We start from the raw sequence: 12,109 nt of genomic DNA on the forward strand, positions 1-12,109 counted from the left end.
AGAAAAGTTGAGTGACATTCTAAATTTTCTAGGTGTGTATTTATATATACTTCCGACTCTCTCCATCCGCACTTCACTTTTTCAAATCATTTTTTATGCACTCAAATAAATTAGTAATATTTATTACTTTGACAAAGTCTGGAATTAATATCATTTCTTTAGCACCTGGATACGGCGATACTAATGTATTATCTTGAAATTGATGACGTGCACTTTTAGTCGCCTTGACCAATAATCTATTATCATACAAACCACCTATAACCACACCATCATAATAAACAATATATTCTCCCATCATCTTTCTTGTCTTAACCGCGTTTGAATTCACATGATTTAAAAACAAATCATTTATATCTTTTTCAGTAGCCATTGTAATCGCTCCTTCAGTTTTATGTTTAATCACATTCGTATTAATGAATCATTTCGAGTTGCTCTTAATTTTATCTATAATTATATGCGTAGTTAAAATCAAACCTATGGAAAAGAAAATAATGATAACAATGTTAAGAAATATAGTTATAAAATTATAATTCGGTAGATACACGAATAGTAGAAACATAGGTACTGTAAAAAATAAGTCATACCAACTTAAACCTTTTAAAGATTCCTTTAAATCTTCCATAATATCACCTTTATAAATTTGTCTTTGTTATAAGATAACTAAAAAATCGCTTTACTGTATATGTAGCCAAAGAAAATTCTGAATCATATTCATAAGTAGTGTATCATTAATAATGAACAATTTAATACGATAATCCTTGATCTGTGTATTGATCAACTTACCACTACATTCATTTTAGACTACTCGTAGACTTCCCTTTCAAATGGTTGTATCAACTAAAATTCCTTTTGTATAAGTTCGTCTTTTGTGGTAATATCATCATGCATAAAAAATCGAGATACTAATTATAAAGAGGGTATAAATATATTATGAAGGAAAATTTTTGGAGTGAATTACCACGTCCATTTTTTATTTTGGCGCCAATGGAAGACGTTACAGATATCGTCTTTCGACACGTTGTAAGTGAAGCAGCTAGACCGGATGTGTTTTTCACTGAATTTACAAATACCGAGAGCTTTTGTCACCCTGAAGGCATACATAGTGTGCGCGGACGCTTAACTTTTAGCGAAGATGAACAGCCGATGGTCGCTCATATATGGGGAGATAAGCCAGAACAGTTCCGTGAAACGAGTATTCAACTAGCTAAAATGGGCTTTAAAGGCATTGACTTAAATATGGGATGTCCTGTAGCAAATGTTGCTAAAAAGGGTAAGGGTTCCGGCTTAATCTTAAGACCTGACGTCGCTGCCGAAATTATTCAAGCAACTAAAGCAGGCGGGCTTCCGGTAAGTGTTAAAACACGCCTTGGCTACTATGAAATCGATGAATGGAAAGATTGGTTGAAGCATGTCTTCGAACAAGACATTGCAAATTTATCTATTCATCTTCGTACACGTAAAGAAATGAGTAAAGTAGATGCACATTGGGAATTAATCGAAGCTATTAAAAATTTACGTGACGAAATTGCACCAAACACATTGTTAACAATTAACGGTGATATTCCCGATAGAAAAACAGGACTTGAACTTGCAGAAAAATATGGCATTGATGGCGTCATGATTGGTAGAGGCATTTTCCATAATCCATTCGCTTTTGAAAAAGAACCACGCGAACATACAAGCAAAGAACTATTAGATCTGTTGAGATTGCATTTATCATTGTTTAACAAATATGAAAAAGATGAAATAAGACAATTCAAGAGCTTGCGTAGATTCTTTAAAATCTATGTGCGTGGCATAAGAGGCGCTAGCGAACTTCGCCATCAATTGATGAACACACAATCAATTGCAGAAGCAAGAGCACTACTAGATGAATTTGAAGCCCAAATGGACGAAGACGTTAAAATAGAATTATAGTATGAGTAATAAAGGTTGAGGAGGAATTTAAGTTTCCTCCTTTTTTGTTATTCATTAAAATTATAACCCTATTGCTTTTCTTAATCCTTTTAACTGGATATCCCTAATTGTTAAAGCTATTTCATCAATATCTACTTCGTCTTTATGAGCTGACCAATATTGTAATGTTTTTATCATAATAACAAATACATATTCCTTTACTAAGTCTGCTCGTACTTGAGAAATATGATTACGTTGTTCTATATCTATAAATCTTCTTGATATTTCATTCTTGAGTTTCATCTCAAAACTGGAATCACCATTATATCCTAACAATCGATATATCGTGTTCGAATATGGCTCTAATGTTTCAAACAGATATTTAAACATCTCAATATCTAATAAATTCTTCTCTGAAGCGTTCTCGTCTATCTTTTGCCTTTCTTTATGAATATGTTCTAAAATTTCTTCTTCTATTTCTGATATTAATTCATATTTATCATCATAATACCTGTAAAAAGTACTTCTTGTTATTTCCGCTTCTTCTACTATTTGATTGATTGTAATGAAATCAAACTTATTGTTCTCTAATAAACTCACTAAAGCATTTTTTATATTACGCTGAGTTAAGACCGTTTTCCTTTTATAACCCATATAATCACTCCTATAAATGAATATAACACAAAATAAAACAAAGTGTCTCAAATTGTACAAAGTATATGATTTTGTTCTGTTCTGTTTATAAAGTAGGTGTTATATTTTCAAAGTATTAATTTTAAAAAACTATAGGAGGCCGGCTTTATGTCTACTCAAAAAAGTAATGCAATGAATTTAGATATTCATGGCAATCAATATAAACCCAAAATTATAATGAGCATTATATTATTAGCTACATTCTCTGGTGCATTGATGCAGACTTCATTAGGTACCGCTCTACCTACTTTGATGAACGATTTTGATATCGATTTTAGTACTGCTCAACAAGCAACAACTTGGTTTTTACTCGCAAATGGTATTATGGTACCACTTTCGGCATTTTTAGCGACGCGTATATCTACTAGATTGTTACATGTATACTCTTACGGCGCCCTATTATTCGGATTAATTCTTACTGCAATCGCACCATCAAATCAAGATGGCTGGTTAATATTTCTAGCTGGACGTATTGTTACAGCAATTGCTGTTGGTTTAATGATGCCATTGTTACAAATCATCATTATTTATATGTTTCCAATAAAACAACGTGGTACTGCAATGGGTCTGAGTGGTTTAGCAGTAGGTCTCGCACCTGCAATGGGTCCAACTTTTGCTGGTTGGATATTAAACAAAAACCACGTGGTACTAGGTATTACAATTTCAGACTCATGGCGTAATATTTTTGTTCTTCCAATCATTATTATAGCGATAGCATTTATATTAAGCTTCTTCTTCATGAAAGATGTTATACCTAATCGTAAACTTAAATTAGATCTCTATTCTCTAATACTTTCTTGTATCGGTTTCGGATTATTTTTATGGGGATTTTCAAACGTTGCAAGCGAAGGATGGGGAAATATAAATTACGTTATTTTACCAATTTTTTTAAGTATCTTTATTCTCACTTTGTTCGTTATCAAACAATTAAAATCTAAAGATCCTTTCTTGGATTTACGCGTTTTTAAATCTAAAGGTTTCATGATAGCGACAATTGGTTTAATCGTTGTAACTATGGCAATGTATGGTGTTGAAATGATGTTACCCACTTACTTACAGAATATACACGGTTTCTCACCATTTGAATCTGGTTTAACACTTTTAGCTGGAGCGCTGATGTTAGGATTTATCTCTCCAATTTCAGGAATACTGTACAATAAAATTGGCATTAAAAGATTAGCGTTCGTTGGTTTCACTATTTTGACTTTAGCTTCAGTTCCATTTGGATTTTTAACAGTTAACACATCACCAACACTTATTCTTGTTCTATATGCAGTAAGAATGTTTGGTGTGGCAATTTTAATGATGCCACTCACAACAAATGCGATGGATGCTTTACCAGTTGAAAAAGGTACACATGCTACAGCAGTAAATAATACTGCTAGACAAGTAGCATCATCTATAGCAGTAGCATTACTGACATCTGTTACTCAAAATATTATTAACAACCATATGCCTGCAGATAGTTTAAAAGAAAGCAATCCACTCAAATATGCACACCTTGCTCAACAAGCATCAATCGATGGCTTTAATACTGCATTTATAATTGGCATTTTCTTTGCAATTATAGGTATCATTTTAGTTCCATTTTTAAAAATGAATATTATTGAAAGTGAGGATAAATAATATGATAACAACGATTGTTTTAACTTTATGTACTTTTGTTAGTTGGTTATTAATTCCTCATAAAATCACACGCTATATATTAGGAACATTATTTACTCTTGCGTTGACACTAACAATCATTGGTATTACAGCTAATATGACTAACCATTGGGGTATGGAAAAGAAAGTAATCACATCAAATAAAAAAGAAATTTTTACTGGTGGTCCTAAAAATAATCCAGCTAATATATTAATAATCAATGAAATAGGAAAAAATACAAATAACTATGTCATGGTCTATAGAAATCATCCTAAGGATAAAAAACCTACAACTCATTTCAAGCCTAAAATGGATAAAAATAATATATCTGAGTCCATTAAGCATCAAGCTAAATATGAAGTGAAGAATACTGATAAAGCAACACAGCAAACTCAAAAAGAAGTTTGGGTTTGGAAATCAGATTTATATAAATCATTACTAAGCTTCGATGAAAGTGAAAACGAATTAATTCAATCAACAACTACAGTTACCGTTCCAAAAGATACTTGGGTTATCATAAATGCCAAAAAAGACAAATAGATAATACAGGTTTATTGAGCTATGCCAAATTTTAGGAATAACAAAAAACACCTTGTATGATTCAAATTAAGCAGAAGCACGAGCACTACTAGATGAATTTGAAGCCCAAATGGACGAAGACGTTAAAATAGAATTATAGGTGTAATAAGGGAAAGGAGGAATTTAAGTTTCCTCCTTTTTTGTTTGTGTTAAAGTCTTTTTGTATGAACTAGGGTGATTTAAAGCTGAGTATATCTATACGTTATAAACATTTTTTCAATACAATTTCATCTCTAATTTCAATGCCATTTTTACCAATTGTAGGAATCGACGGCTTTATTTTCCTTGCTTCTGTTACAGCATCAAAAATAACTTCTGTGATTCTATATTTATTTTTTTGATAGAAATAGAGTGCCTTAATATTTTCATTTGTAGTAATAACACTGATACTTCTTTTACTCATATCTGAGGCAATTATTTCAGCATAATTAAGTAAATGACTACCAATACCCTTGTTCTCTACAAAACTATCTAAAGAAATGATTTCAATGTACTCATCATAAACTTTATACGTTAGTAGCCCCACGATATCATTATTTTTATAGGCAACAATACATGGCAACTCAGACAAAATGTAACTACCTGTTGAGACTACCATTTTATTATCGAAATTTTTTTCACTCAACAAGATAGATAAAATAGTATTACTCATTTTGTTGTAAGATTTATATTCCAAACTAAGTCACTTCTCTCTGTTAATAATCTTTCCTATGCTTATTAAACTTTTTCCATGTAGTTTAGACAACTGATGAAAAGATAAACTGACATTTTATCTGCCCATATGGCTGTATGGTATCAACAAATGTTTCTACTTCATCCATATTTTCCAACCGAACCTTAAATACAAAACATGCCTCTCCTGATACACGATAACAAAACTCAACATTATCTTGTTTTGAAATAAATTCTTTAAAATCTTTGTATCTATTATTCTTTATAGTTAACTCAATTAATATTTCTACATCGTAACCTAATTCCTTATAATCTATGTTAATTGTATAACCTTTTATAATACCTTGATCTTCAAGTTTATTTACCCTTTCTCTTACAGCTGGAGCAGATAAGTTCACTTGTTTACTTAATTCATTAATAGTAATTCTACTATTATTTAACAAAACGTTGATTATTTTTTCATTTCGCCAATTGTAAAATTAAGTTAGACAAATAAATAAGCCTTCTGTGCTAAACTCAATATGTATTTCCTACCAAAGAAAACATAAGGAGTTAGTACAGAATGGCCTATACACATCTTAACACGGATGAACTTACGTTCATAGACTCATATTATCACCAGAATCTTTCAGTTAAAGAGATTTCGAGTACTAGACAGACAATTTATAACGTAATCAATGCTTTTAAGTCGAGTATGTCTGCCCTTGAATATTATCAAGAATATAAACAAAGAAAGTCTAATTGTGGGAGACATAGAATGGTGCTTCCAGAAGAACAGGCAGATTATATCCGAGAGAAAGTAGCTGATGGATGGACACCTGATACTATTATTGGCAGAGGTGAACGCACGATCAATTGTTCTGTTAAAACACTTTACAGAATGTTTAAAGAGAACATTTTTGCTGTACATGATTTACCTATGAAAGGTAAAAGAAAGCTAAATGGTCATTCTGAAAAAGAGGCAGACAGACTTTTAAAAGACATATTTCTGAAAGAATAGAAGAATTTCCTTTATTCAATAAGGAGTTTGGACATCTTGAAGGAGATACTATTGTTGGTCGTCGTCATGGTAGTGCAATCATTACTTTGGTAGAAAGAGTATCCAAGATGATTATCACCTTACGACCCTTAGGTCGTAAAGAAACTGATAAAGAAAACTCTCTGCACTTAATGTATGCAGCTTTACTTTCTCATATATTTAAATCAATTACTTTTTGATTGTAGTAAGGAGTTCTCAAACTGGAAAACAATATGCAACTGTCACGATATATCTATATTTTTTTCTGATCCAGGCACGCCATCACAGCGAGGTTTAAATGAACATTCTAACGGAATACTTAGACGCAGTGGATTAGATAAAGAACTAAATTTCAATTTAGTAACAGACGATCATATCATTAGTGTTGCTCAAAAGATCAATCATCGTCCTAGAAAATCTTTAGGTTATAGAACACCATTGGAAGTATTTATGAGTTTCATCGAAGATGATAAACTGTCCAGCTTAATTTGACAATCTAAAAATACTATCTTCTTTAGTCATTCCACCTTCAAGTACACAGTCCTTAAATCGAAAATTTAAAACCACATCAGAATTATAATTTAAATATTTACCTTCTGCCGTTAAACCAATTTTATTAGCATACTTAGTATAGCTATCTTGCCAGTGATTTTTATAACGTAACAATGAAATAAATGCTTCTTTATCGAATATTTTATAGCCATCTATATCTTGAACATATGTTTCATTAATAGATTTATTAGCTAAAAGCTTAGAAATTAATTTAGTATCGTTGTTACGTAAATCTTATATTATTATTTGTTTTGCTAGTTTTTCATTTATCCAATATTTTTCTACTCCACTTAGTATTTCACTGATTTCATCTAATATGTTGGCGCTCATATAATCTCTCCATACATCGAAATTTAGTATATATCTTTATGATAATAGACTTTGCAATAAAATTACACAGGGAATGTCCAATTCATTAAACCTTTTCTAATGAAACTTCAACTAAAAGTTATTGGAATACCAAAAACTGCATCACTTATGATACGCCTCTACTTATCAGTTTATGATGCGGTTAATAAAAAGTAAATGATAGCAATATGTCTTATTTTATTCTAAGATATAATTCCGGTAATCATGAAAAGATTTCTATAAAAATATGACGAGATGAAATTTACTCGTATATCACCTCTAAGCAGCAATCAAACATTTAGGAAACACTTCAACTATTATTTAGTTGTTAGTCTATGAAGATAAACTTACAATAATTATAAAAGATGATGGTTCACTCTTAGTTTAGTAAAAAACGCCTGAGGAATTAGCAATAGATGTTTTACGATAACTTTATCTTCATTTATATAGTATAAATTAATTATTAATAAATTTACTATAAATGATATTTAATAGACTTAATCATATTCAACAATATAGCTATAATTTCTAATAATATTATCTGAATAACCTTTTAATTTTAAAGGTATATTTAAAAAAGGAATTTCTCCGTACTTTTCTATATGTTGCTCAACAATATAAGAAAATATTTGTTCCTTATTTTTGCTATCAATCCACGATACTTTTAGATTAAGTAAATCAGCGATTTCAATATCTTCAAATTTTTTTAATTTTTTGGTTATAATATTGGTTATTAAACTTTTAATTGCCTTTCTCAAGTCTTTACAACTCTCTACATATAATATATTTCCTTTAACATTAATATCTTCACCAGTATTTTCGTTTTTTAAAATATTGTTATTATGCTTAAATATATAAAACACACCTTTTGAATTTGGTATTGTATTGTAACCTATATTTTCAATTTCTTTTAATTTTATTGACTTCTGAATTCTGGGTTTTAGTATAGTTAAAAGGTCAATATATAACTCTTTATTCCTATTAACTACTAAAACAAGTTTATGTTTTGTTCTAGTCACATTTTGATAAAGTAATTTCATAAGATCAAGTTGATCATTAACATCATTCGCTCTTAAGAACCCATCATTATCATAAAAAAATTCATTACCTAAGATTAAACACACATTATCAAATTCTTGACCTATGACGTTATGAGAATTCAATATAGTATTTCCGTATCTCATGTTAGATATTTCATTATAGCCTTTTCTATTAAAATTAGGAGCGGTGTAATCAATAACGGTATATGTATTATCTAAAAATTTTAAAATAGTTTTTGATTCACTAATATCATTCGCATATACTATTTCAATATTTTTAAAATCCCGAATATAGTTAGATTGATTTTTATTTAATAATAACCTAATAAAACTACTAATTTCTTTGTTATTACGTATCCTGGATTCTAGATTTAATGTTTTACCTTCGTAATCTTCTGCTATAGTTTTAGAAATATTCCATTTAGTTTCTCTTTTCACCAATGTTTGTTCAGGATCATAAGAAATAATTAACTTTTTATCATTTTCTTTAATATAAGAATAAATTTTCTCTAACTGATGAGGATACTTACGTTGAGCTTCATCAATCATATAGATGTCAGCATCTAAAGATATAAACTCTTCGTTTGCCTTTGGGGGATATATATTCCAATCATGACCTTTTATTAAATCTAGCTGTCCGTCATTCAACTCAGCACCACAATGCATTAAGGCAACTTTCTTATCAATTTTTAAGCACTCTTTGTAAAAATCATAAAGAATCAAACTTTTTCCGCAACCAGGCACACCTGTTAATTTAACAATTGAGTCATCATTATTCAAAAATTGGGTTAAACATTTCTTTATTTTAACTTGTTCGTCATTTAAAAAATACTTTCCTTCTAAAAATTCTTGAGTATTATTAAATGGAGAAATAATAAATTTTTCTGGTCTAAATAACTCTTCTACATTTATAAATAATTTATTTTTTAAGTTCGAACATTCACTGATAAATTCTTCTACATTTATTTCTCGCAATAAGTCCTCTTCATTTAATTTATATAATTTATTTTCTGATGATAAAAACCCATACTGTAAAAGTGTGTAATTAGTACTTCCTAAATAAAACTTATTTCTTTTTAATTGATCTTCTATTTCTTTTTCAGTGGTATCGCGTGATTTAAGTTCAATGTTAATAATATGTGTTTCAGTAAATCTTAATAAATCAAATTCTCCTGTTAAATCTTGAAAAGAATATCCAAGGATATACCCCCTAAATAAGTTACTATTTTTTTCTAATTTTCCATTTAATAATGCCACAAATTTTTTTATATCTTCAATTTCTGTTTTTTTTAAAGACATATTATTTTTATTTAAGTAATCTTGAAAAAAAATTTCATTTGAAAAATTGATAACTGTCTTTAATGATTGGGTAATCATATATATTCACTTCCCTTAAAAAATTATTGCAGGCTGGGACATAAATCAATGTTCTATGCTCTACGAAGTTATATTGGCAGTAGTTGACTGAACGAAAATGCGCTTGTAACAAGCTTTTTTCAATTCTAGTCAGGGGCCCCAACAAAGAGAATTTCGAAAAGAAATTCTACAGGCAATGCAAGTTGGGGTGGGACGACGAAATAAATTTTGCGAAAATATCATTTCTGTCCCACTCCCTATCACAATAAAGAGGATGATAATTTATTTTCACGAGTTCAAAACTCAATACTACTCCACCATACCTGTATCCTTTTAATTCAGAGGATGCCAGGAGCAAAGAATTTAAATAAAGAGATGGTATCCAATTATGGGTTTATAACCTAAATAAAAACCATTATTATTTACAATTAAAAGTGTACAGCCCAAATTTAAACTTTATAATTTATTTAACGAACTAAATGAATGAGGGCTGTCATGTTAAGTACCGCTTATTTCTATGTTTCAATTCAATATTTTACAAATCTTAGTGAGGCTGATGAACTAAAAAAACTGCTGTTTAAAATGAAAATCATTGATCAAAATAGAGAATATCTTTACGACAGAGAAATTGACGAGCTATCTAAACATGATGTTTCTCTAGAACTCAGTGCTGATGGTACAATTACTTGAATAATAAGTCATTCGACACTTTTGAAGTTAACCTTCGTATAAATTTAAAAGGAAGTAAAAGTTATCATGGGAAAAGCAGGAATTGATTTCCGTTTTACAGATTATGAGAAACTCGATTCTAGTAGCTCTATAATACTTTGTATATTTTTTTCTTCATGATATTTTGAATCGATATTTTTACGATAAATTTCATTTATTTCTTTCATCTTCATATCTTCTAGCAAAATGACTTTGACATTCATAATCTCTTCTGGCTTTACAGTAGGGTAAGTTGTTCCAGATTGATTCATGACTATCTGATCAAGACCTAATCGATATCTGAGAAAAGCTGTTAAATAATAAGGATACATAAATTCTTCTGCTCTAATCACGACAAAAGCACTTTTAGATGCTGTGCATAATTCAGCACTATACTCTTTATAAATTGCTATGGAACCTCTATATGGACGGACTTTAGATATTAGTATGTCTTCATCCTTCAATATTATTTTCCCGTTTTTTGGTAGTTTATTAATGTAATCAAATTTTATCCCGTTGATTCTACCAGTACGATTATTAACATTAGAAATTTCTATATAACCTACTTTATCTTCGTGAAGTTTATCGACGCTCTCTGTCACTTCAGTAACTAAATTTTTTAAATATTTTGCATTTTCGGCATCAACTTTTCGTCTAGTATTTATATATTTAGGATTATGGTAATGACTATCCCATCGGTTATTATCTAAAATATTTTTAGTATAACTTACAGATTTTTTATTATCTTCATACTTAAATAATTCATCAAAAACTGAATCTATTATTTCTGTAGATTCTTTAGCTAACCCACGTTGATTAAATGCTTCAAAGAAAAGTTGATTTATATTTTTAAGCACTTCCTCAGGAGGTGTAGGGATCTCTATTTCATCAATAAATCCTGAGGTAATTGTTGGTTTCGATCCACCACCGATACTTCTACTTATCTGGCTTTGTCCGACAGAAGATATGAGACTCATTGCTACATAAGGAGCATACGATGGATTTTTTAATCTAATTATTATTAAATTCGCACTAATGTTAGCTTCTGAATATTCTCCCATAAAAATACCGATTTTACCTATACTTACTCCTCTAACTGACATAAGAATATCAAATTTTTGTAATTGAGTTTTTTTATATTTATTATGAATCCTCTCATTTACATAAGCCACATTATCATAATTAATAAAAGGATTACCAATATCACTTATTCTTATCATAGGTATTCCTACTGAGCTATAACGGAAACCATAACAGTTCGGATCTCTTACAATGAGTTCCTTTAAATCACAAAGTTTATCATAATTATCTATCTCTTTATTTTCATTAAAATGGTATTTAACATCGAGTCTTCTAAATAATTTCTTAGAACTTACAACTCCTTGCTTCATGAACTCCACACCTCATTTACTGCTTCGTACTCAGTCCATCCTTCTAATGCTTCACTTATTTCTTCATCTAATATTTTATTTCCATTTTCATCCAATATGTACTGACCTTTTTCATCAATTTTATAAATTAATGTACCATTCTTATTTCCCTGATAACCAATTTTCTCTATATCTACCATTGGTATGTCAACAATTTTTTAGACAGTTTTCA

Annotated in this window: 12 protein-coding genes and 2 pseudogenes; 5 read left to right on the forward strand and 9 right to left on the reverse strand. The window is 29.8% G+C overall.

Going from position 1 to position 12,109, the window contains the following annotated elements; translation table 11 throughout:
* Positions 1-73: 73 nt before the first annotated feature.
* The gene (locus tag HMPREF2658_RS13805; RefSeq protein WP_000179894.1) at positions 74-370 is read right to left on the reverse strand and encodes a TfoX/Sxy family protein; all 297 of its coding nucleotides are present in this window, start codon (positions 368-370) and stop codon (positions 74-76) included.
* Positions 371-418: 48 nt separating this feature from the next.
* Positions 419-622 carry a DUF6007 family protein gene (locus tag HMPREF2658_RS13810; RefSeq protein WP_000389758.1) on the reverse strand — a complete coding sequence of 68 codons (204 nt, stop codon included), beginning with the start codon at positions 620-622 and terminating at the stop codon, positions 419-421.
* A gap of 308 nt (positions 623-930) precedes the next feature.
* Here HMPREF2658_RS13810 and HMPREF2658_RS13815 point away from each other — a divergent pair, with 308 nt between their 5' ends.
* A complete protein-coding gene (locus HMPREF2658_RS13815) occupies positions 931-1,917 on the forward strand; it encodes a tRNA dihydrouridine synthase (protein ID WP_000662031.1) in 987 nt (328 codons plus the stop codon).
* A 60-nt stretch (positions 1,918-1,977) separates the two neighbouring features.
* Here the strand turns inward: HMPREF2658_RS13815 and HMPREF2658_RS13820 are convergent, their stop codons facing one another.
* Entirely contained in the window at positions 1,978-2,550 is a 573-nt protein-coding gene (locus tag HMPREF2658_RS13820; RefSeq protein ID WP_000540837.1) for a TetR/AcrR family transcriptional regulator, read from the reverse strand.
* A 147-nt stretch (positions 2,551-2,697) separates the two neighbouring features.
* Here HMPREF2658_RS13820 and HMPREF2658_RS13825 point away from each other — a divergent pair, with 147 nt between their 5' ends.
* On the forward strand, positions 2,698-4,215 hold the full coding sequence (locus HMPREF2658_RS13825) for an MDR family MFS transporter (protein ID WP_000107171.1): 1,518 nt from the start codon (positions 2,698-2,700) through the stop codon (positions 4,213-4,215).
* Position 4,216: 1 nt separating this feature from the next.
* A complete protein-coding gene (locus HMPREF2658_RS13830) occupies positions 4,217-4,774 on the forward strand; it encodes a DUF4811 domain-containing protein (protein WP_000633423.1) in 558 nt (185 codons plus the stop codon).
* 241 nt (positions 4,775-5,015) lie between these two features.
* On the opposite strand, the gene HMPREF2658_RS13835 is transcribed toward HMPREF2658_RS13830, so the two are convergent.
* A complete protein-coding gene (locus HMPREF2658_RS13835) occupies positions 5,016-5,489 on the reverse strand; it encodes a GNAT family N-acetyltransferase (protein ID WP_000455984.1) in 474 nt (157 codons plus the stop codon).
* A gap of 61 nt (positions 5,490-5,550) precedes the next feature.
* Positions 5,551-5,949 (reverse strand): annotated as a pseudogene (locus tag HMPREF2658_RS13840) (Lrp/AsnC family transcriptional regulator); the annotation flags it as partial.
* A gap of 98 nt (positions 5,950-6,047) precedes the next feature.
* On the opposite strand from HMPREF2658_RS13840, the pseudogene HMPREF2658_RS14495 reads away from it, so the two are divergent.
* A pseudogene (locus tag HMPREF2658_RS14495) lies at positions 6,048-6,995 on the forward strand (IS30 family transposase).
* On the opposite strand, the gene HMPREF2658_RS14500 reads toward HMPREF2658_RS14495, so the two are convergent.
* Positions 6,987-7,262 (reverse strand): site-specific DNA-methyltransferase, encoded by a 276-nt coding sequence (locus HMPREF2658_RS14500; protein WP_072468794.1) that lies wholly within the window; start codon positions 7,260-7,262, stop codon positions 6,987-6,989. The pseudogene HMPREF2658_RS14495 and the gene HMPREF2658_RS14500 overlap by 9 nt on opposite strands.
* A 638-nt stretch (positions 7,263-7,900) precedes the next feature.
* Entirely contained in the window at positions 7,901-9,820 is a 1,920-nt protein-coding gene (locus HMPREF2658_RS13855; protein ID WP_070854487.1) for a DNA/RNA helicase domain-containing protein, read from the reverse strand.
* Between the two features lie 474 nt (positions 9,821-10,294).
* Between HMPREF2658_RS13855 and HMPREF2658_RS13860 the strand changes: the two genes are divergently transcribed.
* Positions 10,295-10,489 (forward strand): hypothetical protein, encoded by a 195-nt coding sequence (locus HMPREF2658_RS13860; protein ID WP_000953270.1) that lies wholly within the window; start codon positions 10,295-10,297, stop codon positions 10,487-10,489.
* A 101-nt stretch (positions 10,490-10,590) separates the two neighbouring features.
* Here the strand turns inward: HMPREF2658_RS13860 and HMPREF2658_RS13865 are convergent, their stop codons facing one another.
* Positions 10,591-11,898, reverse strand: coding sequence for a restriction endonuclease subunit S (locus HMPREF2658_RS13865; RefSeq protein WP_000809140.1), 1,308 nt, complete (start codon positions 11,896-11,898; stop codon positions 10,591-10,593).
* Positions 11,895-12,077 (reverse strand): hypothetical protein, encoded by a 183-nt coding sequence (locus HMPREF2658_RS13870; protein WP_070854490.1) that lies wholly within the window; start codon positions 12,075-12,077, stop codon positions 11,895-11,897. Before HMPREF2658_RS13870 ends, HMPREF2658_RS13865 begins: the two co-directional genes overlap by 4 nt.
* Positions 12,078-12,109: the final 32 nt, after the last annotated feature.

Source organism: Staphylococcus sp. HMSC062H10, from assembly GCF_001836945.1.
In the GTDB taxonomy this organism is placed as follows: Bacteria; Bacillota; Bacilli; order Staphylococcales; family Staphylococcaceae; genus Staphylococcus; species Staphylococcus aureus.